Here is a 26627-nt window from a genome sequence, read left to right as displayed (position 1 = left end):
GGGATGTCTCACCACGCCCCCGCGGTCCGCGCGCAGGACCCCACATTAGCCAACCGGTACGGCACGGACCACACGCGTCCGGGCCGTCGTCGGCTGTGGGCGGGCCTCGGCGGGCTCGGGCTGGTCGTGGCCGTGCTGCTGTCCGTGTGGATCGGCCTGAACATGTCCGTGGGCGCCATCGAGTACAAGGACGTCGGCTTCACCATCGAGGACGACGGCCACGCGACCGTCACCTTCCAGGCCTCCGTCCCGGAGGGCGTGCAGGCCGAGTGCGATGTGCTCGTCACCGACTCCCACGCCGCCCCCGTCGGCTTCCGCACCGTCCGCCTGGAGACCCTGCCGGCCGACCGGCGGGACTCCCCCTCGGACGCGCAGCAGCGCTACACCGTGGACGTGCGCACCGTGGTGCGGGGCGACTCCGGCGTCGTCGAGACCTGCCGCAAGGTCTGAGCCCTCCCGGCCGCTCCGCCCTCGGCGTAGCGGCCGCCTTTGGTGTGACGCACGCCGCCCGGATAGACTCGTCGGAGCATTCCCGCCCCGCCGGTGAGTCAGGCAGGCGTCGCACGGAGCCCTCGGGTCACGCGCGTCCTCCTGATCGGCGGGGTCTTTCGCATGCGGGCGCGTCCGCCGGACGCGGATCGCGCACCGGTACGGTGCGCTGCGCCCCGGACTCCGCATCACCCGAGACAGAAAGGCGGAACAGAGCATGACCACCAGCCAGTCCGACGCCCCGTGGCTGACCCAGGAGGCGTACGATCGCCTCTCCAAGGAGCTCGAGTACATCTCCGGCCCCGGCCGCCAGGAGATCATCGAGCGCATCGAGGCCGCCCGCGATGAGGGCGACCTCAAGGAGAACGGCGGCTACCACGCCGCCCGCGAGGAGCAGTCCAAGAACGAGGGCCGCATCGCCGAGCTGAAGCACCTGCTCGAGACCGCCCGCGTCGGCGAGGCCGCCGAGAACGACGGCGCCGTGCACCCGGGCACCGTGGTGACCGCCGTCGTCGCCGGCGACGAGATGACGTTCCTCTTCGGCAACCGCGAGATCGCCGCGGACGACGAGTCGCTCGAGGTCTACTCCGAGCGCTCCCCGCTCGGCGAGGCCATCAACGGTGCCAAGAAGGGCGACAAGGTCTCCTACACCGCCCCGAACGGCAAGGACATCAAGGTCGAGGTCAAGGACGTCCAGCCCTACTCCGGCTGACCGACCCCGGCTCCGACGACGGCCGCGGTCCCCTCCAGGGGCCGCGGCCGTCGTCCGTCCCGGGTCCCACCGCGCCCCCGTTGCTACTCTGGCCCCATGCTGACCGTCGAGAAGGCGCACCTGTTGCTCACCCGCGAGGACGGGCGCTCCGAGAGCCCCTCCCACCATCGCGTGGCCCTCGCGGCCGCCGCGCTGGCCGACCACCGCTCCGCCGGGATCGTGACGCTCGAGGACGTCCCCGTGGACCGGGCCCGCGTGCTCGTGACCGCGGCCGGCACCACCGGCGACCCCGTCCTGGACTCCTCGCTCGGACAGGTCGACGCCCTGGCCGGTCGACCGCTCGTGTCCACCGTGGCGGCCGGCAAGCCGGATCTGCGCAAGGCCGTCGTCGCCCATCTGACCGAGACCGGCCGCCTCACCGAGCGCAAGGCCTTCCTGGCCACCCGGCACGTCCCCCGGGGCACCGAGCGCACCGAGCTGCTGGCGCACCTGACCGCCGTGGTCCTCGACGAGGCCGAGCCCTGCGACGAGGACGTGCTCCTGCTCGGTGTGCTGCAGCATCTCAACCTCGCCCGACGCCTGCTGCCGGGCGCCCACGAGCGCTACGACCGCCGCGAGATGGTCCGCCGCATCGAGACGCTGACGCGCGAGGACCTCCTGGTCCAGGCCGTGCGCCGCGCGGTGGGCGGGACCTGTGGCACCGTCACCGCGGCCGCCGCCGGCTCCGTGGCCTGAGCCGGCCCGGTCAGGGCAGCGGGGCCGGGCTGTAGCCGGCCGCGCGCAACGCCTCCAGCACCTGGGCGGAGTGCTCGGTGCCGCGGGTCTCCATGTCGATCGTGATGTGCACGCCGCCCATGGACAGGTCCGGGCCGACGCGGGTGTGGTCCACGCGCACCACGTTGGCGTCCGTGTCCGCGATGATCCGTGAGATCGTGGCCAGCTCGCCCGGGCGGTCCCGCAGCGGGATGCGCACGGTCATGTAGCGCCCCGCGGCCGACAGTCCGGCCTGGATGGACTTCAGCATGAGCATCGGATCGATGTTCCCGCCGGAGAGGATCACGGCGGTGGTGCCGAGCTCGAAGCCCAGGTCCGCCGTGCGGCCCGCCAGCAGGGCGGCCACCCCGACGGCGCCCGCCGGCTCCACGACGAGCTTGGAGCGCTCGAGGAGGTGGACGAGGGCCGCGGCGATCTCGTCGTCCGTGACGGTCACGACGGCGTCCACCAGCTCGGCGGCGATCCGCAGCGGCAGGGCCCCGGGCCTGCCGACGGCGATGCCGTCCGCGATGGTGGACACGCTCTCCAGCACCTGGACGCGGCCCTCCTCGAGGGAGCCGGGGAACGCGGCGGCGGTGGCCGCCTGCACGCCGATGACGCGCACCGTGCGCCCACGACGCCGGGCGGCCTCCTTGAGGGCCACGGCCGTGCCGGCGATGAGCCCCCCGCCGCCGATGCCCATGATCACGGTGTCCACGTCCGGCAGCACGTCGAGGATCTCGAGGCCGACGGTGCCCTGGCCCGCGATCACGGCCGGGTCGTCGAACGGCGGGATGAACACGGCACCGGTCTCCGTGGCCCACCGCTGCGCCTCGGCGAGGGACTCGTCCACGGTGGAGCCGTGCAGGACGACCTCGGCGCCGTGGTCCCGGGTGGCCTGCAGCTTGGGCAGGGCGACGCCGTGCGGCATGAAGATGCGGGCGCGGATGCCGAGCTTGGCGGCCGCGAGGGCGACGCCCTGGGCGTGGTTGCCGGCCGAGGCGGCCACGACGCCGCGGCCGCGCTCCTCCTCGCTCAGCTGCGCCATCCGCACGTAGGCGCCGCGGACCTTGAACGAGCCGGCCCGCTGCAGGTTCTCGCACTTCAGGTGCACGTCCGTGCCCACGGCCCGGGAGAGCGCCCGGGAGTGCTGCAGCGGGGAGAGCTCGGCGATCCCGCGCAGCGTCTCGCGCGCCCGCTCGATCTCCTCGAGGGTGACGGGCAGCGCCGTCGGGGCCGGCGGGCCGCCGGCGGGCCGCACCCACCGGGGCGACGGCGTCGGGACGGTCCGGTCCGGGGTGTCCGTGGCCTGCGCCGCGCCCATCAGGCGTCGTCCCCGTGCCGGGTGCCCGCGTCGGCCTCGGAGGCGAGGGCGGCGTCGTCGTGCGCCGAGGGGCGGTACCGGTGGGAGCCGGCCGTCTCGTCCTCCGCGCCGCCCGGTTCGAGGGCGTGGCCCGTCCGCTCCGTGAGCTCCTCGGGGGTGTCGGCGGTGAGGGCGCGGACGAAGCTGTTCACGAAGGCCAGCACCGGCACGGCGAACACGGCGCCCGCCAGACCGAGGACGGTGGAGCCGGCGGCGACGGCCAGGAACACGGCCAGCGGGTGCAGCGCGACGGCCTTGCCCATCACGAGCGGCTGCAGGACGTTCGACTCGATCTGCTGCACGAGCAGCACCACGCCCAGCATGAGCAGCGCGTTGACCAGGCCGTTGGACATCAGTGCCAGGAGCACCGCCATCGCGCCGGTCAGGGTGGCGCCGATCATCGGGATGAACGAGGCCAGGAACACGAGCACGGCCAACGGGATGGCCAGCGGCACGCCCAGGATCAGGGCACCGATGCCGATGCCGACGGCGTCGATGAACGCCACGAAGATCTGGACCCGCACGTAGGAGCCGAGCGACTGCCAGCCCGAGCGGCCCGCTCGGCCCACGGTGGCCCGGTGCGCCTTCGGCACGAAGATCAGCAGGAAGCGCCAGATGCGGTCGCCGTCGTAGAGGAAGAAGATCAGGGAGAACAGGGCGATGAACAGGCCCGCACCGATGTTGACGGCCGTGGAGCCTAACGAGACGGCGCTGTTCATGACCGTGGCGGAGTTGTCCCGCAGCGTCTGCCACAGGCCCTCCAGCCCGGCACCGGACCGGGGGATCTCCACGCCCACGCCGGCCAGCCAGGCGATCGCGTCGTCGACGGCCTGGCCCAGCTGGTCGCCCAGTTCGGCGAAGCCCTGGACGATCTGCTGACCGGCGAGCCCCATGAGGCCCACCACGACGACGACCAACAGCAGCACGCACAGCAGGGCGGCCGCGACGCCCGGCACCTTGATGCGCCGCATCGCCTGGAACACCGGGGCCAGCAGGGTGGCCAGCAGCGCGGCCACGAGGATCGGGATCACCACGAGGCTCACGAAGCCCAGCAGGTACACCACGACGCCGATGCCGATGACGACGGCCACCAGCCGCCAGGACCAGGCCGCGGCCACCGTCAGCCCGTAGGGCACGTCCTTGTTGATCTTGGTCTGGGCCGCCAGGGTCGAGCTCACGCGCGATCCTCCTCGTGTGGGTGGTCGGGGACATGGGGGGTCAGACCCCACTGGACGCTCCAGCGGGCGTGCGGGGCGAGCCGGTGCAGGCCCTCCCCCGAGTTCAGGGCGTCCGCGGGAGCGGTGAGCGGCTCCACCGCGAGCGCCGTGTCACGGCCGGGCAGCCGGTCCGTGACGAAGACGTGGGTGTAGGCGAACGCGTGGTCGGACCACAGGGTCACGGCGCGGCCGTCCGCGGCGAGCAGGGTCTGGCGGTGCCGGCCGTCGGCGTCCGGGGTCAGGCCGGTGAGGCACACGTCCAGGGCGGCCTCGCCCACGGCCCGGCCGCGGCGGAAGTCCAGGTCGGTGCCGTCCACCGGCAGGGTCTCCACGGGGATGAGGTCCTCCCCCGTGCGGATCCAGGCGTCCGCGGGCACACGCAGGCTCAGCTCCGCCGTCGGGACGTCCCCGATCCGCAGGAACGGGTGGGCGCCGACCGCCACGGGCACGGTGGCGTCCGTGTGGTTCTGCACCTCGGCGGTGACGGTGAGGCCGCCGTCCGCCTCGAGCTCGTACGTGACGCGGTGGGTGAGCCGGAACGGCCAGCCGTGCTGGGGGTGGATCTCACCGCGCAGGGTCACCGCGTGGGCGGAGAACGTCTCGGTGACGAAGTGGGTGTTGCGCAGCAGGCCGTGGCTGGCGTGGCCGCGCGCGGGTTCGGTGACGTCCAGGCGCTGCTCGACGCCGTCCAGGATCCAGCGGGCGCCGGCGACACGGTTCGGCCACGGGCTCATCTGGATGCCGTTGGCGGCGGGCGGGACCACGTCCGGGCCGTACGGCTCGGTGAGGTCCACGCCGGCCACGCGGTACCTGCGCAGGGCACCGGCCAGGCCGACGACGACGGCCTCCGCGGACCCGCGGTGCAGGCGGTGCTGGGTGCCGGTGGCGTCCGGGGCCCCGAAGGCGGGCAGGTCGCTGGTCTCGGTCACGGGACCTCCTGAGTGGCGGCGAGGGACCCCCTCAATCTACGCCCTCGCGGACGCAGACCGCCCCGGCCTGTGCAGGACCGGGGCGGCGGTGCGGGTCTCCGTGCGGGGACGGGGCGCCGGTCAGTCGTTGCCGCGCAGGATGGCGACGATGCGCAGGATTTCGACGTACAGCCAGATCAGGGTCACGGTCAGGCCGAAGGCCACGGACCAGGAGTACTTCTGCGGGGCGCCGTTCTTCACGCCCACGGCGGCCATCTCGAAGTCCATCGTCAGCGAGTACGCGGCGAGCAGCACGGCGATCGCGCCGATGATCAGGCCGAGGCCGCCGGTGCGCAGGTTCGCGATGCCCGTCCAGGTCAGGACCAGGTTGATGAGCATGAACACGAGGTAGCCCAGCATGGCCGTCATGACGATCTTGGTCATGCGCGGGGTGGGGCGGAACTTGCCCGAGGTGTACAGGGCCAGCATCACCGCGAACACGGAGAAGGTGCCGAGCACGGCCTGCACCACGATGCCCGGGTAGGCCGCCTCGAACACGGCGGAGATGCCGCCGAGGAACAGGCCCTCGGCCAGGGCGTAGAGCATGATCAGCACGGGCGAGGGCTCGCGCTTGAACGAGTTGACCAGGCCGAGGACGAGGCCGGCGATCGCGCCGATGATCATCAGGCCCGGCGAGAACCAGCCCACGGCGCCCGCCACCACGACGAGCACGAGCATCAGGCCGGTCTTGCCGACGACGTCGTTGTAGGTCATCCGGCCGGTCTGCTCCGGGCCGGCGGAGGGCGCGCGGAAGGCGTCCTCCATGGACTGCTGGTGCGCGTACTGCTGGGCCGCCTGGCCGGCGCCGAACGCCTGGGCCTGGCCGTACGGGCTCTGCTGCTGGCCGTACGGGGACTGCGCGGACTGCTGCCCGCCCTGGTACCAACCGGGCTGCGCCTGTCCGCCGCCCTGCATCTGCTGCTGGAAGTTCTGAGAGTTCATGACCGGATTCGCCACGGCTCGCTCCTTCGGGTCGAGTCGGCCCGGTCGCACGCCGCCGCAGTGAGCAGCGCTCGTGCCCCGGGGTTCAGCACGATCCTATCGGGATGTCTGCGTCCGCGCGCGGGGCGGAGCGTGGATCCGCGCCGGTTCACCGGCTGTTCACGGTGGGCGCAGAGGTGAAGCGCCCTCATCCGCACCGCGGGCCCCACTCAGTCCGGTTGATCGACTCTTCCGGCAGGGCGGTGCGCGTCAGGTCTGGTAGTGGTTGCGAGCGTGCAGCACATCGGCGAGGTGCGTGATCGACCATTCCTCCAGCGCCTGCAGCGGGGCCCGGAGGCTGTGCCCGGCCTCGGTGAGCCGGTATTCCACCCGCGCCGGCACCTCCGCGTAGACCGTACGCGTCACCAGGCCGTCCTCCTCGAGGGCACGCAGGGTCTGGGTGAGCATCTTCTGCGAGATCCCCTCGATCCGTCGACGCAGCTCGGAGAACCGGAGGCTCTCCTCTCCCAGCGCCCCGACGATCAGGACCGTCCACTTGTCACCGATCCGGTCGAGGATATGGCGCGTCGGGCACCCCTGCTCGTAGGGATTCCCGCGCTTCGCTCCCGCCTGCCTCATGGTTACCACAAGGTGCCTCCTTCCCGAACATCGCCTGGTCTCCTACAGTAACCACCACCCACTGATCACACAACGGATGGAGAAGCGGCTCTTCACGAACGAGGGTGTAGCGCGGGTCTGAACCCTCCGGCTTCGAGCAGTGACCGAGCGATGTAGTGGGTGAGGTTGCGGAAGCCGAGGGCGGAGCCGCGGAGGTGTTCGAGCCGCCCGTTGATGGCCTCGGTCGGGCCGTTGCTGGTGCCGGGGCGGTCGAAGAACGCGAGGATGTCGCCCGCCCGCTGCTTCATGGTCCGGCCGAGCTTGCGGACCTCGACGAGCGCCGCGGGAACGCCGCTGCTGATCGTAGCGATCACCTCCTGCATCATCGCCTTCGCTTTCTTCTTGTCGGGCTCCCGGTAGGCCGCGACGATGCGCTGGTAGATGCCCCAGGTCGCCTCGACCTCGATGTGCTCCTCGCTCGCGAACACTGCGTCCAGGCGTGCCCGCTGCCGGTCGGTGAGCAGGCTCGCCCCGGTGTGCAGGGTGCGGCGGGCTTTGTAGAGCGGGTCGCCCTTGAGCCCGCGGTGACCGGTGGTGTCTTGCTGGACCCGACGCCGGCAGACATCCAGCGCGTCGCCGGCGAGGCGGACCACGTGGAACGGGTCCATGACGGGGACGGCGTCGGGGAGTTCCTCGGCGGCAGCGGTCTTGAACCCGGCGAAGCCGTCCATCGCGACCACCTCGATCCGCTTCGCCCAGTCCGCAGGGCGGGCGGCGAGCCACTGCTTGAACACCGCCTTGGAGCGGCCCTCGACCATGTCCAGCAGCCTCGCCGGCCCGGTCTTGTTCCTCGCGGGGGTGAGGTCGATGATCACGGTGACGTACTTGTCGCCCAGCCTCGTGTGTCGCCAGACGTGCTCGTCGACACCGATCGTGGTGACCCCGTCGAACCGGGCGGGGTCGTCGATCAGGCGCCGCTTGCCTTCCGCGAGGACGGCGGCGTTCGCGGCACTCCAGGACACCCCGAGACCTGCGGCGACGCGGGTGACGGTGAGGTGGTCGATGACGATGCCCCGCAGCGCCCACTCCAGGCCGCCGCGGGAGATCTTCGCACGCGGCGCCGCTGCCCGCGTCATGTCCTGCCGCCACGTGCGCCGGCAGTGTCCGCACCGGTACCGGCGCACCCGCACCAGCAGGGTCGTCGGCCGGTGCCCGAACGGCTCGTGCGCCAGTCGACGCGTGACCGTGTCCCGCGGCACGCCCTCGACACCGCACTTCCGACACCACGGGTCGTCCTCGACGACGCGGCATTCGATCGTGGCCCGATCCGGCTCGATCAGCTGGCCGACGGCGACGAGGCCGAGCTCGTCAAGGCGGCAGAACGTGGTCAGGTCAGGGGTCGCGAAAGTAGGGTGGAGCACGTCGAGGTCTTTCGGGATGGCGAGCGTGAAGAACTTCCATCATCCGGGAGACCTCGACCCCTACCCGGCCACCGACGCGCTCAACCGACTACACCCTCGTTCGTGAAGAGCCGGAGAAGCACCGAGATGACTGCAATCACTGTTGTCGGAGGGACGGGGTACGCGGGAGCCGCCATCGTCGCCGAGGCCGCGCGTCGCGGCCACACCGTCACGGCCATCAGCCGAACGGCCCCCGGGACGCAGGCGGAGAGCGTCCGATACGTCACCGGCGACCTCACCCGGTCCGTCCCCGACATCGCGGGGGCCGAGGTCGTCGTCGCCGCGCTCTCACCGCGAGGGGACAATGCGGGCAAGCTGCGCGACGCCTACCGTTCGCTCGCCCAGGCGGCGGCCACGAACGGCGCCCGGTTCGTCGGGATCGGGGGATTCAGCTCTCTCCGCCCGGCGCAGGGCGCCCCGCGATTCGTCGAGGGTGACGACCTGCCCCCGGAGTTCGCCGCCGAAGCACGGGAGATGAACGACATCCTCACGGACCTCGCCACGGGCTCCGTCGACGTGGACTGGCTGTTCGTCAGCCCGGCCGCAGAGTTCGGCTCCCACGCGCCCGGGGAAGCGCTCGGACGCTACCGCGTCTCCGGCGAGGTCGCGCTGTTCGACCAGGACGGGAAGTCCGCGATCAGCGGCGCCGACTTCGCCCGCGCCGTCCTCGATGAGATCGAGACGCCCACCCGCCACCGGGCGCAGATCCACTTCGCGTATTGACGTCCCCGGAGCCTCTCGGCACGGATGAGGCGCAGGACGCGCTCACCGGGGCCGTGAACGCCGACACGGCTCGAACCCCAGCCCGTGATCCTCGGGACTGCGGTTCGAGCCGGGCGCGTGGGGTGCCCCCGGCGGGACTCGAACCCGCAACACGCCGATTTTAAGTCGGCCGCCTCTGCCAGTTGGGCCACGGGGGCGTGGCGGGCCCGTGGACGCGGGCCCGGGTGCGGACGACGCCGGCCCCGCCCGATGCACTCGGACGGGGCCGGCGGCCCGCTGGCTGCAGGATCAGCCCTTCGAGGACTCGAGGGCCCGCTGCCGCTCGAAGCGGCCGGGCTCGAGCTCGACGCCGGCGGCGCGGCGGAACGGGTTGAACGGGGTGTCCAGGCCCGCCACCGAGGTGGAGTCGCGGCCGAACAGGGTCTCGGCGACCCAGCCGGAGAGGATGCGGAAGCGGCGGTCCAGGGTGGGCATCGCGTAGGCGTGGTAGCCGCGGTGCGCCAGGAAGGCGGCCGGGCCGGAGATCTTCACGCCGAGCGGGTTGCCGACGCCCTTGAAGAAGCCCAGGCCCGCGACGGCGCCGAGCGACTTGTGCACGTACTCCTGCACCTCGCCCTCGCCGTGGCGGACGGCCATGTAGTTGGCGGCCAGCTGCTTGGCCTGACGGCCGGCGTGCTGGGCGTTCGGGACGCAGAACCCGCCGGGGCCCGCGCCGGTCAGGTCCGGGACGGCGCAGACGTCGCCGCAGCCCCAGGCGCCCTCGAACACGCCGTTCTCCCCGTCCTTGACCTGGAGGGTGGGGGTGACCTCGATGCGGCCACGCTCCTCGACCGGGAAGTCGGTCTGCTTGGCGACGGCGTTGGCGGCCACGCCCGCGGTCCACACGAGGGTGTCGGCCCCGAACTTCTCCTTCTCGGACTTGTCCTTCATGTCCACGAGGGTCATGATCCCGTCCGTGGCGTCGCCCAGCGAGGTGTTGAGCAGGACCTCGATGCCGCGGTCCTTCAGGTGCTCCACCACGCCGACGGCCTGGTCCTCGCCGACCTCGGGCATGATGCGGCCCATCGCCTCGACGAGCACGATGCGGACCTCGGACTGGGACAGGCGCGGGTTACGGGCGACGGCGGTGCGGATGAGGTGCTCCATCTCGCCCACGGTCTCGATGCCGGCGAAGCCGCCGCCGACCACCACGAAGGTCAGGGCGCGACGACGGGCCTCGGCGTCCACCATGAGGGAGGCGGCGTCCAGGCGCTCCAGGATCTGGTTGCGCAGCGTCACGGCCTCCTCCACGGTCTTCAGACCGATGCCGTGCTCGCCCAGGCCCTTGATCGGGAAGACGCGGGTGGTGGCGCCGGCGGTCATGGCGATGTCCTGGTAGGGCAGCTCGAACTCGTGGCCGTCCTCGCCGCGCACGGTGGCGACACGGCGGGCGTGCTCCACCTTCACGACGGTGCCGCGCAGCACCTCGGCGTCCTTGAGATGCGTGGCGAGGTCCACGACGACGTTGCGCCCCACGATGTGGCCGCCGACGACCTCGGGCAGGAACGGCTGGTACGTCATGTACGGCAGCGGGTCCACGACGGTCACGACGCCGCCGCGGTCCTTGACCTTGGTCTGCAGCTCCTTCGCGAGCTGGAAACCGGCGTAGCCGCCGCCGACGATCAGCAGGCGCGGCTTGGGAGACAGTTCAGGAGTGAGAGACATACCGCCAGTCTACGCACGCACCGGCCCCGCCCCTCCATCTTCCGCCGCCGTGATCAGGACCGCAGCGAGAGCACGATCCCGTCCAGGATGTCGTGCTCGCTCGCCCAGGCCTCGGTGACGCCCGCGGTCTCGGCCACCCGCTCCAGGACGGTGCTCCACAGCAGCGCGCCCGCGCCGATCACGTCCACCCGTCCCGGGTGCATGAACCCCCGCTCGGAGCGCTCGGCCCGGGTCGCGGCCACGAGGCCCTCCGCCGCCGCGCGGAACTCCGCGATCGGCAGACGCGCGCCGTGGATGGCCTCGGGCTCGTACGTGCTGAGCCCGAGGGCCTCGGCGGTCACGGTGGTCACCGAGCCGGCCACGCCGACCACGCGCGCCACGCGTTCCAGCGGCAGGCGGGCGGCGGCGTCGTCGAGGAGGCGGCGGGCGTCCGCGCGGGCCGCGGCGACCTCGTCCGACGTCGGGGGGTCGGAGCGCAGATGACGCTCGGTGAACCGCACGCAGCCCATGTCCAGGCTGACCGCGCCCACGACCTCGCCCGCAGGCGTGCCGACGACCAGCTCGGTGGAACCGCCGCCGAGGTCCACGACGAGCACGAGGTCCTCCGGGCCCAGGTCCGCGGTCTCGACGGCGGAGACGGCGCCCGCGAAGGACAGGGCGGCCTCCTCGTCGCCTGAGACGACCTCCGGCTCGACGCCGAGCCGCTCCCGGACGCCGTCGACGAACGCGGCCCGGTTGGAGACGTCCCGGCTGGCGGAGGTGGCCACGAACCGGACCCGGCCGGCGTGGTGGCGCTGGACCAGGCGGGCGTACTCGTCCACCGCCGCGAAGGTGCGCTCCAGCGCGGCGTCGGAGAACGCGCCGGTGGCGTCCACGCCCTCGCCCAGGCGCACCACGCGCATCTCGCGCACGACGTCGGCCAGCGGCGCCGTCGGGTCGGCCACGGCGCCGGTGGTCTCATCCGTCCCGGCCGGCCGGGAGATCAGCAGGCGGATGGAGTTCGTGCCGCAGTCCACGCCGGCCACCGTGACCTCCTTGAGCGCGGCGACGCGTTCGAGGTGCCTCACGTGCCGGGACAGGTCCTTCGTGGGCACCGCCGCGGCCTCGTCCCACGCGCCCTCGCACGCGCAGACCTCGGGCGTCCACCACGGGGCCACCAGGGCGATCGCCTCGTCACCGAGCGGGTTCACCCCCGGCCCGGCCGCGAGCGCGTGGCCCACGAGGGCGTGCAGGCACTTCACGCGCTCGGGCATGCCGCCGGCCGAGACCCCGGCGATCTCCGGGACGGGCCCCGTGCCGGCCTCGGCCCCGACCCGGTCCCGCTCGGCGATGTAGGCCTCGTGCGCCGCGCGGTGCGCGGCCGCGAGCGCGGGATCCTGGGCGAGGCGGTCGTTCATGCGTGCCATCTCCCCGTCCGCCTCCACGCGCGAGACCGCCGCCGTCAGCACGGGGTGCGTCAGGTAGAAGGTCGTGGGGAACGGGATGCCGTTGGAGAACCGCGGCGCGGTGGTGGCCACGAGGGGGTTGCCGCACACGCAGCGGGCACCGATCTCCACGACGTCCCGGACCGGGCGGCCGAGCTGGCGGGACAGGGTGTCCAGGTCCTGCTCGGTGACGGTGCGGTCCTGGGCGGGGCGGGGGCTGACGGTCATGGTGTCCTCGGGGTGCGGGGGGTGGTGCGGGCGGGGGCGGGACGCGGGGCTCACTCGAGCCCGGCGCGGACGGCCGAGTCCCACAGGCCCTCGGCCCACGGCAGGCGGGTGTTGACGACCTCGTCCGCGCGGGCGGCGGGCGTGTCCTCGGCCTCGGTGTCGGTCTCGGTCTCGGTCTCGGAGGGTCGTCCCGTCACGGAGTACAGGGTCTCCCCCGGCATGACCAGCTCGAGGCGCTCGCGCGCCTGCTGGGTCACGTAGGCGGGATCGTCCCACAGCTGGATCCGCCGTTCGTAGTCCTCGCGCTGGGCCTGCATGGTGGCGATCTCCTCGCGCGCGGCCGAGATCTCCAGCTGCTGGTTCAGGAACGCGCGCAGCGTGGGCGCCACCAGGACGGCGGCCACCAGCAGCACGGCGACGACGATGAGCGAGCGGCCCGTGATCTGCCGGGCCGGCACCGGCTCCGGCAGCGGGGCCCGACGGCGGGCGGCCGTGGCGGCGGCGGATGCGGCGCGGCGGGGGGCGGGCCGGGTCCGACGCCCGGCCGGGCGGGCCGGCGCCGTCCGGCGCGGGGGTGCCGACGGGGACGCGGGGGCGGCGGGGGCCGTGTCGGCCCGGTCCGCGTCCGGGTGCCCGTCCAGGTGTCCGTGGTGACCGGCCTGGCGGCGCTCCTGGACGCTGTGCAGGTCGATGACCTCGGCGCCCGTGGCCGCGGGCGTCGGCGTGGTGGCCTCAGGGGTCGGCGTGGGCGCGTCCGCCTTCGGGGAGGCCGTCGTCGGGGCCGCCGGGGCGGCGACGGCGGTCCGGCGCGGGGCGCCCGTCGTCGGGTCGACACGGGGCACGCGGGGGCGGCGCGGACTCATCGCGGACTCCTTCGGACGCGTGGCGGGGACCCTCCCAGCCTACTGCCCGCCCCTGGCAGGCTCCTGGCCGCGCCGGGACGGGCACGGGCCAGCCCGGAAGGATCCGGGCGGGCCCGCGCGTCGTCGTCGGGGACGGTCAGCCGCGGAAGCGCGGGAAGGCGGAGCGGCCCGCGTAGACGGCGGCGTCGGCCAGGTCCTCCTCGATGCGCAGCAGCTGGTTGTACTTGGCCACGCGGTCCGAGCGGGCCGGGGCGCCGGTCTTGATCTGGCCGGCGTTGGTGGCCACCGCGAGGTCCGCGATGAACGTGTCCTCGGTCTCGCCCGAGCGGTGCGAGATCATGCAGTGGAACATGTGGCGCTGGGCCAGGGCGATCGCGTCGAAGGTCTCGGTCAGGGAGCCGATCTGGTTGACCTTCACGAGCAGGGCGTTGCCGGCCTTCTCGTCGATGCCGCGCTGCAGCCGCTCCACGTTGGTGACGAACAGGTCGTCGCCCACCAGCTGGACGCGATCGCCCAGCTGCGCGGTCAGGTGCTGCCAGCCGTCCCAGTCGTCCTCGTCGAGCGGGTCCTCGATGGAGACGATCGGGTAGTTGTCCACCAGCTCGGTGTAGTAGGCGGCCATCTCCTCGGCGGAGCGCTGCTGGCCCTCGAAGGTGTAGGAGCCGTTGTCGAAGAACTCGGAGGAGGCGACGTCCAGCGCCAGCGCGATGTCCTCGCCCAGGCGGTAGCCGGCCTTCGTCACGGCCTCGGCGATGAGGTCCAGGGCGGCGCGGTTGGACTCCAGGGACGGGGCGAACCCGCCCTCGTCGCCCAGGCCGGTGGACAGGCCCTTCTCCTGCAGCACGGTCTTCAGGGCGTGGTAGACCTCGGTGCCCCAGCGCAGGGCCTCGCGGAAGGACGGGGCGCCGATCGGGGCGATCATGAACTCCTGGATGTCCACGTTGGAGTCCGCGTGGGCGCCGCCGTTGAGGATGTTCATCATCGGCACGGGCAGCACGTGGGCGTTCGGGCCGCCCAGGTACTTGTAGAGCATGAGGTCGGAGGCCTGCGCGGCGGCCACGGCGACGGCCATCGACACGCCCAGGATCGCGTTCGCGCCCAGCTTGCCCTTGTTGGGGGTGCCGTCCAGGTCCCGCATCGCGCGGTCCACGGCGCGCTGGTCCGCGGCGAACTCGCCCTCGAGCTCCTCCGCGATGCCCTCGACCGCGGCGACGGCGTCCAGCACACCCTTGCCGCCGTAGCGCTTCTTGTCCCCGTCACGGCGCTCGACCGCCTCGAACTCGCCGGTGGACGCGCCCGAGGGCACGGCCGCGCGGCCCAGGGAGCCGTCGGTGAGCAGGACCTCCACCTCGACGGTGGGGTTGCCGCGCGAGTCGAGGATCTCGCGAGCGTGGATGGCGTCGATCAGGGCCATGGACGGGTCTCCTTCAATCGAAGTCGGAAGTCGTGCCCGCGGCGTGGACACGGCCTCAGCCTAGCGGGGACCTCAGGTTCCAGTCGGCCGCGCGCCGGCGACAAGACCGCCGTTCCCCCCTGCTGCGATGTCGCTGGGGCGCGGTCGGGGCTGCGGCCGGGCCGGAGCGGCGCCGCGTCAGCCGGACGGGCGCAGGGCCGACCAGTCCCCCGCACGCACCCGCGCCACCGTGGTGCGCAGGGCCCGTTCGGGGTCGAGCCCCGCCGCCCGGGCCCGGCGCACCAGCGCGAACAGCTCCGCCCCGAGCGCGGCCTCGTCGGGCCACCCCGCCGCCGGGCGCTCCCCCGCCTCGGCGGCCGGCGCCGGGACGTGCGCGGCGAGCGGGTCCGGCTCCTGCCGGGCCGCGCGGTCGACCACATTCGCGGCGGCGGCCAGCGCCGGCAGCCGGGCCGGGATGTCGCCGACGTCGAGGCCCGGGCCGGTGCCGCCGTCGTCGTGGGCCGGGGCGGCGGGCGAGAGCCCCGCGGCCGCCCGCTCCTGCGCCTTGACCCGCTCCCAGGCCAGCTCGACGGCCTCCGGCGTGACGGCGGCGAGCTCCTCGGCCGGGCGCAGGCCGCCCTCGGGGGTGAGCACGAGCGGGTTGCGCCGGATCATCTTGGCCGTGAGGGCGTCGGCGGCGTCGTCCACGCGGAACCCGGCCGTCTCCGCCGGGGCGCCCGGCGCCCGGGAGACGGCGGCGTGCAGGACCACCTGGAACAGGACGTCCCCGAGCTCGGCGGCCAGGGCGGGGTACGCGCCGTCGGCCCGACGCGCGGGCACGTCGGCCCACGCGGCGGCGTCGCGGGACTCGATCTCCGCCACCGCCTCGTACGCCTCCTCCACGAGGTACTCGGCGAGGTCGGCATGCGTGAGCGCGGCCGTCCAGGGGCAGTGGTCGCGCAGGGCCTCGACCACCGCCACCAGACGGTCCACACTCGCGCTCACGGGCGGATCAGTCGTCCTCGTCCTCGTCGTCCAGCTCCTCGAGGACCGGGCCGACGGCGTCGCCGGAGATGACCTCGCCCCAGCCGGCCACGAGGATCTCGGCGAGGTCCTCGCGCTCGTCCACGGACAGGAAGGCGGCCTCGGCGGCGTTGAGCTGCAGGTCCAGCAGCTCGGAGAGCGAGTAGCCGAAGGTCTCGGCGAGCAGGTAGAGCTCGTCGGTCAGGGACACGTCCGAGACGAGCCGGTTGTCCGTGTTCACGGTGACGCGGAAGCCGAGCTGCACGAGCAGGTCGATGGGATGGCCCGCGATGCCCGCCGCGGCGTCCACCGCGCCGGTCTGCAGGTTCGAGGACGGGCAGACCTCCAGGGCGATCTGCCGGTCCCGCACCCACGCGGCGGTCTCGCCCAGGTCCACGAGGCCGGTCAGCTCGTCCAGCTGCTCGCCGTCCTCGTCCACACCGCCGTACTCCACCGAGATGTCCTCGGCCAGGCGCACGCCGTGGCCCAGACGCAGGGCGCGGCCGTCCACGAGGGCCGAGCGGACGGAGTCCAGGCCGTCGCCCTCGCCCGCGTGCACGGTGACGGGCAGGTGGTGGGCGGCCAGCCACGTGAAGGTGTCGGCGAAGCGGGAGGGCGGGAACCCGGCCTCGGCGCCCGCGATGTCGAAGCCCACGACGCCGGCCGCGCGGTGGCGCACGGCCAGCTCGGCGATCTCCTGGGCCCGGTCGGCGTGCCGCATCGCGGTGACCAGCTGGCCCACGCGGATCGCGTGGCCCGCGGCGGCGTCGGCCTCGACCGCCTCGTCCAGGCCGGCCTGCACGGCCTCGACCGCCTCGTCCAGGCTCAGCCCGCCGGCCAGGTGCTGCTCAGGGGCCCAGCGGATCTCGCCGTAGACGACGCCGTCGGCGACCAGGTCCTCGACGAACTCGCGGGCCACGCGGCGCAGCTGCTCGCGGGTCTGCATCACGGCGGTGGTCAGGGCGAAGACCTGCAGGTACTTCTCGAGGGACTCGCCGTTGGCGTGCTCGGCGATCCACTCGGCCAGGCCCTCGACGGTGTCCGCGGGGACCTCGACGCCGGCCTCGCGGGCCAGGTCGAGGACGGTGCCCACGCGCAGGCCGCCGTCGAGGTGGTCATGGAGGGAGACCTTGGGCAGGACGGCCAGGTCGACCTCGAGCGGGGAGGGGGATGCGGTGTCCGGAAGCTGCGTCGTCGTCACGGGCGTCACTCTACGGCAGGGCGCTCAGCGCAGGGCCTCCTGCTCGGCCAGGGTGAGGCCCTTCACCCCGGCGCCCAGCCGGCGGCGCAGCAGGGCCTTGAGCAGACGGTCCAGCAGCAGGCCCACGAGCGCGGCACCCGTCACGGAGACGGCGATCTGCAGCACCGGGTTCTCCAGCCAGCCCGCGGTCAGGCGCGCGATCATGATCGAGTACGCGGCCCAGCTGGCCGTGGAGAGCAGGTCCAGCGCCACGAACCGCACCGGCGGATAGCGGGTGGCGCCGGCGGTGAAGTTCAGGGCCACGCGGCCGCCGGGGATGAACCGGGCGGTGAACAGCAGCAGCGCGCCGTGACTGTGCAGGTGGTGCCGGGCGACCTCGACCGTGGCCCGCACCCGCCGCAGCCGCATCCACCGGAACCGCTCCACGCCCACGGCACGGCCGATCGCGTACGCGGCCACGTCCCCCAGGAACGCGCCCGCGAAGCCGACCCCCCACAGCGCCCACAGGGAGAACGGATGCCCGTCGCGGACGATCGCACCGAGGGCCACCAGCACCGACTCCGACGGGAAGATCGGCACGATGCCGTCGAGCAGGCACAGCAGCAGCGTCAGCGGCAGGACCCACCACTGCGCGGAGGCGTGGAGGATCGCCCCCTCGAGCCACGCGAGCATCCGGTCAGCCGATCCGGTCCAGGATCACGGAGCGCTCGCGCAGGGTCCGGGCGGCGGCGTCGTCGAGCTCGCCGACGGCCCAGCCGCCGGCGAGCGCGGCCTTCGCCCGCTCGAAGCGCTCCGGCGTGTCCGTGTGCAGGGTCAGCACCTTCTGGCCCCGGGCCACGCGCTCGCCGGGGCGCACGTGCACCTCGACGCCGGCCGCGGCCTGGACGGCCTGGCCCTGCCGCTCCCGCCCGGCGCCGAGGCGCCACGCGGCCAGGCCCACGGCCATCGCGTCCAGCTCGGTGAGGACGCCGTCCGTCTCCGCGACGACGTCCTCGGTGTGGGCCGCCGTCGGGAGGGCCGCGCGCGGGTCGCCGCCCTGGGCCTCGATCATCCGGTTCCACACGTCCATCGCCCGGCCGTTGGCCAGGTGCTCGGCCGGGTCCACGTCCGTGACCCCGGCGCCTGCGAGCATCGCGGCGGCGAGCGCCACGGTGAGCTCCACGACGTCGGCCGGGCCGCCGCCGGCGAGCACCTCCACCGACTCGCGGACCTCGAGGGCGTTGCCGGCCGTCCGGCCCAGGGGCACGGACATGTCCGTGAGCAGCGCCGAGGTGTCCACCCCGGCGTCCCGGCCGAGGTCCACCATGGTCCGGGCCAGCTCGCGGGCGGACGCCTCGTCCTTCATGAACGCGCCCGAGCCGCACTTGACGTCCAGCACGAGGGCGCCGGTGCCCTCGGCGATCTTCTTGGACATGATCGAGGAGGCGATCAGCGGGATGGCCTCCACCGTGCCGGTGACGTCGCGCAGGGCGTACAGGCGCTTGTCCGCCGGGGCCAGGCCCGAGCCGGCCGCGCAGATCACGGCGCCCACCTCGGAGAGCTGGCGCAGCATCGCCTCGTTGCTGAGGTCGGCCCGCCACCCGGGGATCGCCTCGAGCTTGTCCAGGGTGCCGCCGGTGTGGCCGAGGCCGCGGCCGGACAGCTGCGGCACGGCCACCCCGAAGGAGGCCACGAGCGGGGCCAGCGGCAGGGTGATCTTGTCCCCCACGCCGCCGGTGGAGTGCTTGTCCGCGGTGGCCAGGGGGCGGCCGTCCGGGGTGGTGAGCCCGCCGAAGTCCATGCGCTCGCCCGAGGCGATCATCGCGTCCGTCCAGCGGGCGATCTCGGCGCGGTCCATGCCGTTGAGCAGGATCGCCATGGCCAGGGCGGACATCTGCTCGTCCGCCACCACGCCGCGGGTGTACGCGTCCACCACCCAGTCGATCTGCTCGGGTGACAGCGTCCCCCGGTCCCGCTTGGTGCGGATCACCTCGACGGCGTCGAAGGGCTCGGCCTGCGGCTGCGCGGTCATGGGGGTCTCCTCGGGGGACGGCTGCGACGGTCAGCCTCCGACTCTAGCGAGCGGGCCCGGGAGCGCGCCGCAGGTCAGGGACGGTCCGCCCGCTCCAGGTCGGCCGGGCCGAAGGCGTCCGGCAGCACCGCGTCGATCCCCCGCTCCCCCGCCGGGGTGAGCAGCACGAGCCCGGGGGCGCGGAACTCGTACAGCAGCTGGCGGCACCGCCCGCAGGGCATGGTGAGCACGCCCGCGCCGTCCACGCACACGAACGCGGCCAGTCGGCCGCCCCCGCCCATGCGCAGTTCGGCCAGCAGCGCGCACTCGGCGCACAGGGTCAGCCCGTAGGACGCGTTCTCGATGTTGCAGCCCGAGACGAGGCGGCCGTCGTCGGTGAGCGCGGCGGCGCCCACCCGGAACCCCGAGTAGGGCACGTAGGCGTGCTCCGTGGCGGCCAGGGCCGCGGCCCGCAGCCGGTCCCAGTCCACGCGCGGCGCCGTCGTCGTGTGCTGCCCGTCCGCCACGGCTACTCCTTCACGTACGGCACGCCCGAGGCGGCCGGGCCGCGCGAGCGGCCCACGAGGCCGGCCACGGCGAACACCGTGACGAGGTACGGGAGCATCGCCATGAACTGGCTCGGCACCGGGGTGCCGAGGATCGCCAGGACGTACTGCATGTTGGTGGCGAAGCCGAACAGCAGCGCCGCGAAGAACGCGCCGATCGGGTTCCAGCGGCCGAAGATCACGGCCGCGAGCGCGATGAAGCCCTGGCCCGCCGTCATCTCCTTGGTGAAGGACGACGCGGAGACGAGCGTGAAGAACGCCCCGCCCATGCCGGCCACCGCGCCGCCCAGCAGGACGGCGGCGTACCGCGTGCGGTTCACGTCGATGCCCACGGTGTCCGCGGCCTTGGGGTGCTCGCCCACGGCGCGCACGCGCAGGCCCCAGCGGGTGCGGAACAGGGCGAACCACAGCGCGATCACGAGCAGGTACATCGCGTAGCCCAGGATCGTCTGGTCGAACAGGATGGGCCCGAGCACGGGGATGTCCGCCAGGCCCGGGATCCGCAGGTTCGGGAAGTGCGGCGGCGCGTTGAGCTCGGTGTCCCCGTCCGTGAGGACGGTGGAGTACAGGAAGCTCGTCAGGCCGGCCACGAGCACGTTGAGCACGACGCCGACGATCACCTGGTTGACCAGGTACTTGATCGAGAACACGGCGAGCAGCCAGGACACGAGGACGCCGGCCACGATGGCGGCGACCAGGCCCGCCCAGGGCGAGCCGGTGGCGGTGCCGACGACGGCGGCCGTGAACGCGCCCGCCAGCAGCTGACCCTCGATCGCGATGTTCACCACGCCCGAGCGCTCGGCCAGGATGCCGGCCATCGAGCCGAAGATCAGCGGGACGGCCAGCGCGAACGAGCCGGCGATCAGGCCGGTGAGGAACACGGTGGTGTTGTCCGCCGAGCCGATCACCCAGATGAGGAACGCGGCCACGAAGGCGACGGCGAACAGGGCCGCGGCCCAGCCGGGGGTGCGCCCCGAGCGCAGGGTCGCCAGCCAGGCCACCGCGGTCAGCACCGCCATGAGCCCGACGAGCAGCCAGCCCCCCAGCACGGGGTCGGCGGTCAGGTCCGGGAGCACGACGGCGTCGGACGCGTGGGAGAGTCGGAAGGTCGCCGTCGCCTCGGGGGCGCCGAGGGCGAAGACGGCCAGGGCCAGCAGGGTCAGGATCGTCAGGGCGATCGGGGTGGTCCAGTGCCGGACCACGACCCGGGCGGGCTCGGCGGCCTCGGGGCGGACGACGTCGGCGTGGGGCCGGGCGGCGGTCGCGCTCATCGGGCGTCCCCCTTCTGCTCGTGCGGGCGGTGGGTCGGGGCCGTGTCCGTGGGCTGCGTGGTCGGGGCCTGCGGGTCCGCGACGGCGGCGGCCGCGGCCTCCTGGACGCCCGTGGACGGGGCGGCGGCGTGGCCGCCGGCGCCGGTCAGCGCGGCGCCGGCCACGGCGGGCTGGGTCACGGGGTCGGCCGCGCGGCGGGCGCGCGCGGCGCCCGGGGCGGGCAGCCGGAAGATGGCGCGCACCAGCGGCGGGGCCGCGATGAGCAGCACGATCACGGACTGCACCACGAGGACGATGTCGACCGGCACCCCGGTCTCGGTCTGCATGGTCACGCCGCCGGCGCGCAGGGCGCCGAAGAGCAGGCCCGCGAACAGCACGCCCACCGGGTGGGACCGGCCGAGCAGCGCCACCGTGATCGCGTCGAAGCCGAAGGACCCGGCCACGGAGGTGTTCAGCGTGCTCTCCGTGCCGGCCACGTGGGTGGCGCCGGCCAGGCCGGCGAGGCCGCCGGAGATCGCCATGGCGGCCACGTAGGAGCCCTTGACGGAGATGCCGGCCGTGCGGGCGGCGTCCGGGTTGGCGCCCACGGCCCGCAGGCGGAAGCCGAGGGTGGAGCGCTGCATCAGCCACCACGTGAAGAGCACGGCCAGCAGGGCGACGAAGAAGCCCCAGTGCAGCCGGAAGTCGGTCCCCAGCAGCCGCGGGAACATGGCGGAGCGGTCCAGCGGCGCGGACACCGGGTTCGTGGTGGCGGGCGCCCGCAGGACGGGGGTGTTCAACAGGTAGGCGAGCAGGTTCACCGCCACGTAGTTGAGCATGATCGTGAGGATCACCTCGTGCGCGCCCGTCCAGGCCTTGAGCACGCCGACGACGGAGCCCCACAGCACGCCGCCGAGCACGCCCATCACGACGACGAGCAGCAGGTGCACGCCGGCCGGCAGGTGCAGGTGCACGCCGAACCACGTGGCGAACATGGCGCCGAAGATGAACTGGCCCTGGCCGCCGATGTTGAACAGGCCCGCCCGGAAGGCGATGGCGATGCCCAGCGAGATGATGATCAGCGGGGTCGCCACGGTGAGGGTCTCGGTGAGCGGGTAGAGCATGCCCGTCGCGTCCGAGGCCCGGTAGTTGAAGACGGCGCCGCGGAACAGGGCCGCGAAGGCTCCGGCGAACGCGGCCCAGGCGGCGGAGAGCAGGTCGCCCGGGCGGGCGAAGAAGTAGCCGGCGGCGTCGCGGACGTCCTCGTCCACGGCGATGATCAGCAGGCCGGAGATCAGCAGGGACAGCAGGATCGCCAGGGCGGTGACCGTGCCGTTGCCCGAGAGGATCCGGCGCAGGGCGGAGTCGGCGGGGGCGGGCCGGACGCGGGGGTCGGACGCGGGGGCCGGGCGCTGCGGGGCGGCGGTGCTCACGGGCGCTCTCCTTCCGTGGTGGGGTGGGCGGCGGGCGCCTCACCGGCGGTGCCGGGCGTGCCCGCGGCGACGTCTGCGCCGGAGGCGAGGGCCGCGTCGTCGGGGGTCTGGCCGGCCATCATGAGGCCGAGCGTCTCGCGCGAGGTGTCCCCCGGCACGATGCCGACGATCCGCCCGTGGTACATCACGGCGATCCGGTCCGCCAGCTCGAGGACCTCGTCCAGCTCGGTGGAGACGATCAGCACGGGGGTGCCGGCGTCGCGCTCGGCGATGATCCGGTCGTGCAGGAACTCGATCGAGCCGACGTCCACGCCGCGCGTGGGCTGCGAGGCGATGAACAGGCGCAGCCCGTCCACGAGTTCGCGGGCCATGACGACCTTCTGCTGGTTGCCTCCCGAGAGGGAGGAGACCGGCAGGTCCACGCCCTGGGTGCGGACGTCGAACTCGGCCACGCGGCGCTCGGCGAGCGCCCGCACCGCGGCGGGGCGCATCTGCACGGCGTTGCCGGCCGGGGCGACGTCGTACCGGTTGAGCACCATGTTCTCCGCCACGGAGAACGGGCCGACGAGCCCGTCCGTGGAGCGGTCCTCGGGCACGAAGCCGACGCCGGCGCGGATGATCTGGCGGGTGGACCGGCCGATCAGCTCCCGGCCGTCCAGGGTGACGGAGCCGGTGGCCTTGACCAGGCCCATGATCGCCTCGGTCAGCTCGGTCTGCCCGTTGCCCTGCACACCGGCCACGGCGAGCACCTCGCCCTGGCGGACGGCGAAGGACACGGCGTCCAGCAGCACCTGGCCCGTGGGCGAGACGACGGAGAGGTCCTCGACGCGGAACGTCTCCTCCCCCAGGGTCGGGGCCGTCTTGCGCCGCTCGAGGACGACGCTCCGGCCCACCATGAGGGCGGCCAGCTCGGCGGCCTCGGCGGAGGGGTCCGCCGTGCCGACCACGCGGCCGCGGCGCAGCACGGTGATGTCGTCCGAGACGGCCTTGACCTCGCGCAGCTTGTGGGAGATGAACACGATCGCCGTGCCGTCCTCCCGCAGCTGCCGGATGATGCCGAGCAGCTCGTCGGTCTCCTGGGGGGTGAGCACGGCGGTCGGCTCGTCCAGGATGAGGATGCGCGCGTCGCGGACGAGGGCCTTGATGATCTCGACGCGCTGCTGCACGCCCACGGGCAGGTCCTCGACGACGGCGTCCGGGTCCACGTCGAAGCCGTACTGGGCGGAGATCTCCCGGATCCGCCGGCGGGTGGCCTCGAGGTCGAGCACGCCCAGGGCGCGGGTGTGCTCGTCGCCGAGGGCCACGTTCTCGGCCACCGTGAAGACGGGCACGAGCATGAAGTGCTGGTGCACCATGCCGATGCCCGCGCGCATGGCCTCACCGGGACCGGAGAACCGGACGGGCTCGCCGTCGAGGAGGATCTCCCCCTCGGTGGGCTCGTAGAGCCCGAAGAGGACGTTCATCAGGGTGGACTTGCCGGCGCCGTTCTCGCCGAGGAGGGTGTGCACCCGCCCCGACTCCACGGTCAGGTTCACGTCCTCGTTCGCGGCGAACGAGCCGAAGCGCTTGGAGATCCCGCGCAGTTCGAGCCTCATCGAGGGCCTTCCGTCTGGTCGATGCTCGTGGTGCCGCGCTCGGCGGCGGGGGCGGGCCGGGCGCCCGCGCGCCGCGGGGCCGGTCCGGAGGGGTCCGGGCCGGCCCTGCGGCGGTGGCGAGGCGGGTCAGGCCTCCGGGGAGTACTCCGAACCGACCTTCAGCTCGCCCGAGATGATCTTCGCCTCGAGGTCCTTGAGCTCGTCCTTGAGCTCCTGCGGCACCGTGTCCTCGAAGTCGTGGAACGGGGCCAGCTCGACGCCCTTGTTCTCCAGCGTGCCCACGTAGGGCTCGGCCGAGAACTCGTCCTTCAGGTCCGCGGCGATCACGTCGGTGACGGACTGGCCCATGTTCTTCTTCACCGAGGTGAGGATCAGGTTGCCGTCCTTGGTGGACTCGTAGCCGTCCGAGTCCGGCCAGATGACCTTGACGTCCTTGCCGCCCTGGTTCGCCTCGCGGACGGCGTCCAGGGTGCCCAGGCCCACGGGGCCCGCCACCGGCATCACGATGTCGGCGCCCTCGTTGATGAAGTTGGCGGTGTTCGTCTTGCCGTTGGCCACGTTCTCGAAGTCGCCCGTAAACGAGCCGGTCTTCGCGTCCTTGTCCCAGCCCAGGACCTTGACGTCCTTGTCCTTGACCTCGTTGTAGTGCTCCACGCCGCGGGCGAAGCCGTCCATGAAGATGGTGACGGTGGGGATCTCGGCCCCTCCGTAGGTGGCCACGGCGCCGGTCTCGGTGGTGCCCGCCGCCAGGTACCCGGCCAGGAACGCCGCCTGCGCCGTGTCGTAGGTGAGCTTCTGGAAGTTGTCGGTGAAGTCGCCGTCGGTGACGTCCACGCCGAAGAAGTGGGTGTCCGAGTGCTGGGCGGCGATCGGCTTCATGGCGTCGCCGAGGAGGAAGCCCACGCCGATGACGGCGTCGCAGTCGCCGTTGACCATGGCGGTCACGTTCGGGGTGTACTCGCTGGGCTCGTTCGACTCGGCCTCGCTGGTGGTGATGCCGTAGGCCTCCTCGGCGGCCTTGAGGCCCTCGTAGGAGGACTGGTTGAAGGAGCGGTCGTCGAAGCCGCCCTCGTCCGAGACGATGCAGGCCTTGTAGTCCTTGTTGTCCGAGCCGACGCCGTCCACGGTGGCGATGGCCTCGCTCTCGGCGGCGCCGGAGTCCGAGGCCTCGGACTGCTCCGGCGGGGCGCCGCACGCGGTCAGCAGCAGGCCGGAGACGCCGAGCGCGGCGGCGGGGAGCAGGAGACGACGGCGGCGCGCGGCCGACGGGGTGGCGATGCCCATGGGGTCCTCATTTCGGAAGGCACGGTGCGAGGTCCGCGGCCGGTGGCCGCGGAAAGACGGGGCCCGTGCGGGCGGCCCCGTCCGGATGAGCGCGAGTCTACCGAACGGTTGGCCCATCCCCTCCGGCGGGTGCGGGCGGCGGGGTCAGTGGTGGTCCTCGCCCGTGAGCACCTGCAGCGCGGCGGCGGTGAAGACCCGCATGCCCACGCCGATGGCCCGCTCGTCCGGCGCGTAGTCCCCGCGGTGCAGATCGTAGATGGGGCCACCCGGGGACCGGGTGCCGAGGCGCAGCATGGAGCCGGGCACCTTCTGGGTCATCCAGGCGAAGTCCTCGCCGCCCATCGACTGCGGGGTCAGGACGATCGCCCGCGAGCCGAGCTCCCGCCGCGCCGCGGTCTCGATCAGCGCCGTCTCGCCCTCGGTGTTGTGCACCGGCGGGACGCCGCGCACGTGCTCGAGCTGCACGTGCACGCCGTACGGCGCAGCCACCTGTCGGACCACCTCGTCGAGCAGCGCGCCGGCCTCCTCCCACACGTCCGCGTCGAGGCAGCGCATGGTCCCGGCCAGGTAGCCGGTGTTGTCGATCGCGTTCGGCGCGCTGCCGGCGGCGATCTGCCCCCACACCACCGAGACGGCCGAGCGCACGTCGATCCGCCGGGAGAGCACGGCGGGCACGTTCACGGCGATCTGGGACAGGGCGAAGACCATGTCCTCGGTGAGGTGGGGCCGCGAGGTGTGCCCCCCGCGTCCGGTGAGGGTGATCCGGATCGTGTCCGCCGCCGAGGTGATGGCGCCGATGCGGGTGCCGATCGAGCCGACGTCGACCTGGGGGTCGCAGTGCGCCGCCAGGATGCGGGGCACGTCGTCGAGGATCCCCTGCCGCAGCACGGCCAGGGAGCCGCCGGGCAGCCGCTCCTCCGCGGGCTGGAAGATGACGCGGACCGTGCCGTGGACCCGCTCGCCGACCGCGCGCAGGTCGGCGTCGGCGGTGGCCCCGCGGAGGATGCGGCCGAGGGCGACGGCCACACCCGCCATGACGGCGGTGTGCATGTCGTGGCCGCACGCGTGCGCGACGCCGTCATTGACGGACACGTAGGGCAGGCCGGTCTCCTCCTCGACCGGCAGCGCGTCGATGTCCGCGCGCAGGGCCAGCACCACCGGCCCCTCCCCGACGTCCACGTAGGCGCCCGTGGACTCCATCCGCACGGGCGAGAGCCCGTAGCCGGAGAGCAGTTCCACGATGCGGTCGGTGGTGCGGTACTCCTCATAGGAGAGCTCGGGATGCCGGTGCAGGTCCCGGCGGAAGGACACGATCTCGTCCTCGAGCTCGGCCACCACGGGGCCCACCGAGGGGACGGAGGTCGGACGGGGCCCGGTCAGCACGGAGTCGGAGGTGGTCATGGCCCAGCACCCTACTCCGGGGGTGCCGGTCGGTGCGGGCCGGACCCG

General features: G+C 73.4%; 24 protein-coding genes and 1 tRNA gene. 4 read left to right on the top strand and 21 right to left on the bottom strand.

Translation table 11 applies throughout. The features are described from left to right. The first annotated feature begins 3 nt into the window (after positions 1-3). From B1A86_RS02300 to B1A86_RS02290, 3 genes are all read left to right on the top strand, one after another. Positions 4-450, top strand: coding sequence for a DUF4307 domain-containing protein (locus B1A86_RS02300; RefSeq protein WP_002856530.1), 447 nt, complete (start codon positions 4-6; stop codon positions 448-450). 256 nt (positions 451-706) lie between these two features. Next, positions 707-1201 (top strand): transcription elongation factor GreA, encoded by a 495-nt coding sequence (gene greA, locus B1A86_RS02295; protein ID WP_060973861.1) that lies wholly within the window; start codon positions 707-709, stop codon positions 1199-1201. A 96-nt stretch (positions 1202-1297) separates the two neighbouring features. After that, entirely contained in the window at positions 1298-1936 is a 639-nt protein-coding gene (locus B1A86_RS02290) for a GPP34 family phosphoprotein (RefSeq protein ID WP_078025761.1), read from the top strand. Between the two features lie 10 nt (positions 1937-1946). On the opposite strand, the gene ilvA is transcribed toward B1A86_RS02290, so the two are convergent. The 6 genes from ilvA to B1A86_RS02260 all read right to left on the bottom strand — a co-directional run bounded on the left by ilvA (position 1947) and on the right by B1A86_RS02260 (position 8462). Then, a complete protein-coding gene (gene ilvA, locus B1A86_RS02285; protein WP_063189022.1) occupies positions 1947-3278 on the bottom strand; it encodes a threonine ammonia-lyase in 1332 nt (443 codons plus the stop codon). Next, positions 3278-4495 carry an AI-2E family transporter gene (locus tag B1A86_RS02280; protein WP_078025762.1) on the bottom strand — a complete coding sequence of 406 codons (1218 nt, stop codon included), beginning with the start codon at positions 4493-4495 and terminating at the stop codon, positions 3278-3280. The genes ilvA and B1A86_RS02280 overlap by 1 nt, the downstream gene beginning before the upstream one ends. Further along, the gene (locus tag B1A86_RS02275; protein WP_078025763.1) at positions 4492-5463 is read right to left on the bottom strand and encodes an aldose 1-epimerase family protein; all 972 of its coding nucleotides are present in this window, start codon (positions 5461-5463) and stop codon (positions 4492-4494) included. Before B1A86_RS02275 ends, B1A86_RS02280 begins: the two co-directional genes overlap by 4 nt. Before the next feature lie 120 nt (positions 5464-5583). Then, positions 5584-6459, bottom strand: coding sequence for a Bax inhibitor-1/YccA family protein (locus tag B1A86_RS02270; protein ID WP_078025764.1), 876 nt, complete (start codon positions 6457-6459; stop codon positions 5584-5586). A 234-nt stretch (positions 6460-6693) separates the two neighbouring features. After that, entirely contained in the window at positions 6694-7062 is a 369-nt protein-coding gene (locus tag B1A86_RS02265) for a helix-turn-helix domain-containing protein (RefSeq protein WP_078025808.1), read from the bottom strand. Positions 7063-7154: 92 nt separating this feature from the next. Continuing rightward, on the bottom strand, positions 7155-8462 hold the full coding sequence (locus tag B1A86_RS02260) for an ISL3 family transposase (protein WP_012750681.1): 1308 nt from the start codon (positions 8460-8462) through the stop codon (positions 7155-7157). Positions 8463-8588: 126 nt separating this feature from the next. Between B1A86_RS02260 and B1A86_RS02255 the strand changes: the two genes are divergently transcribed. Further along, positions 8589-9224, top strand: coding sequence for an NAD(P)-dependent oxidoreductase (locus B1A86_RS02255; RefSeq protein WP_078025765.1), 636 nt, complete (start codon positions 8589-8591; stop codon positions 9222-9224). A 123-nt stretch (positions 9225-9347) separates the two neighbouring features. Here the strand turns inward: B1A86_RS02255 and B1A86_RS02250 are convergent. The 15 genes from B1A86_RS02250 to B1A86_RS02180 form a co-directional block, all read right to left on the bottom strand. Beyond that, a tRNA-Leu gene (locus tag B1A86_RS02250) sits at positions 9348-9421 on the bottom strand. 91 nt (positions 9422-9512) lie between these two features. Continuing rightward, positions 9513-10928 (bottom strand): NAD(P)/FAD-dependent oxidoreductase, encoded by a 1416-nt coding sequence (locus tag B1A86_RS02245; RefSeq protein WP_078025766.1) that lies wholly within the window; start codon positions 10926-10928, stop codon positions 9513-9515. 53 nt (positions 10929-10981) lie between these two features. Continuing rightward, positions 10982-12580 carry a DUF501 domain-containing protein gene (locus B1A86_RS11830; protein WP_078025767.1) on the bottom strand — a complete coding sequence of 533 codons (1599 nt, stop codon included), beginning with the start codon at positions 12578-12580 and terminating at the stop codon, positions 10982-10984. A 50-nt stretch (positions 12581-12630) separates the two neighbouring features. Beyond that, a complete protein-coding gene (locus B1A86_RS02235; protein ID WP_078025768.1) occupies positions 12631-13443 on the bottom strand; it encodes a septum formation initiator family protein in 813 nt (270 codons plus the stop codon). A 136-nt stretch (positions 13444-13579) separates the two neighbouring features. Then, on the bottom strand, positions 13580-14857 hold the full coding sequence (gene eno, locus B1A86_RS02230) for a phosphopyruvate hydratase (protein ID WP_036317829.1): 1278 nt from the start codon (positions 14855-14857) through the stop codon (positions 13580-13582). Between the two features lie 177 nt (positions 14858-15034). Next, the gene (locus B1A86_RS02225) at positions 15035-15841 is read right to left on the bottom strand and encodes a MazG nucleotide pyrophosphohydrolase domain-containing protein (RefSeq protein ID WP_078025769.1); all 807 of its coding nucleotides are present in this window, start codon (positions 15839-15841) and stop codon (positions 15035-15037) included. A 7-nt stretch (positions 15842-15848) separates the two neighbouring features. Then, positions 15849-17060 carry an adenosine deaminase gene (locus B1A86_RS02220; protein ID WP_078025809.1) on the bottom strand — a complete coding sequence of 404 codons (1212 nt, stop codon included), beginning with the start codon at positions 17058-17060 and terminating at the stop codon, positions 15849-15851. A 24-nt stretch (positions 17061-17084) separates the two neighbouring features. Then, a complete protein-coding gene (locus tag B1A86_RS02215; protein ID WP_060974050.1) occupies positions 17085-17732 on the bottom strand; it encodes a DedA family protein in 648 nt (215 codons plus the stop codon). A 4-nt stretch (positions 17733-17736) separates the two neighbouring features. After that, positions 17737-19071: a thymidine phosphorylase gene (locus tag B1A86_RS02210; protein ID WP_078025770.1), complete on the bottom strand. Its 1335-nt coding sequence runs from the start codon at positions 19069-19071 to the stop codon at positions 17737-17739. Positions 19072-19145: 74 nt separating this feature from the next. Beyond that, on the bottom strand, positions 19146-19577 hold the full coding sequence (locus B1A86_RS02205) for a cytidine deaminase (RefSeq protein WP_078025771.1): 432 nt from the start codon (positions 19575-19577) through the stop codon (positions 19146-19148). Between the two features lie 2 nt (positions 19578-19579). Next, entirely contained in the window at positions 19580-20887 is a 1308-nt protein-coding gene (locus B1A86_RS02200) for an ABC transporter permease (RefSeq protein WP_078025772.1), read from the bottom strand. Beyond that, positions 20884-22299 carry an ABC transporter permease gene (locus B1A86_RS02195; protein ID WP_078025773.1) on the bottom strand — a complete coding sequence of 472 codons (1416 nt, stop codon included), beginning with the start codon at positions 22297-22299 and terminating at the stop codon, positions 20884-20886. The genes B1A86_RS02200 and B1A86_RS02195 overlap by 4 nt, the downstream gene beginning before the upstream one ends. Further along, on the bottom strand, positions 22296-23894 hold the full coding sequence (locus tag B1A86_RS02190; RefSeq protein WP_078025774.1) for an ABC transporter ATP-binding protein: 1599 nt from the start codon (positions 23892-23894) through the stop codon (positions 22296-22298). The genes B1A86_RS02195 and B1A86_RS02190 overlap by 4 nt, the downstream gene beginning before the upstream one ends. A gap of 126 nt (positions 23895-24020) precedes the next feature. Then, the gene (locus B1A86_RS02185) at positions 24021-25178 is read right to left on the bottom strand and encodes a BMP family protein (RefSeq protein WP_078025775.1); all 1158 of its coding nucleotides are present in this window, start codon (positions 25176-25178) and stop codon (positions 24021-24023) included. 144 nt (positions 25179-25322) lie between these two features. After that, positions 25323-26579 (bottom strand): amidohydrolase, encoded by a 1257-nt coding sequence (locus B1A86_RS02180; protein WP_078025776.1) that lies wholly within the window; start codon positions 26577-26579, stop codon positions 25323-25325. Between the last annotated feature and the right edge of the window lie 48 nt (positions 26580-26627).

Source organism: Micrococcus sp. KBS0714 (genome assembly GCF_002008305.4).
GTDB lineage: Bacteria > Actinomycetota > Actinomycetes > Actinomycetales > Micrococcaceae > Micrococcus > Micrococcus luteus.
Note: the sequence above shows the minus strand (reverse complement) of the source record. Positions and strands in the feature narration are given on the sequence as shown.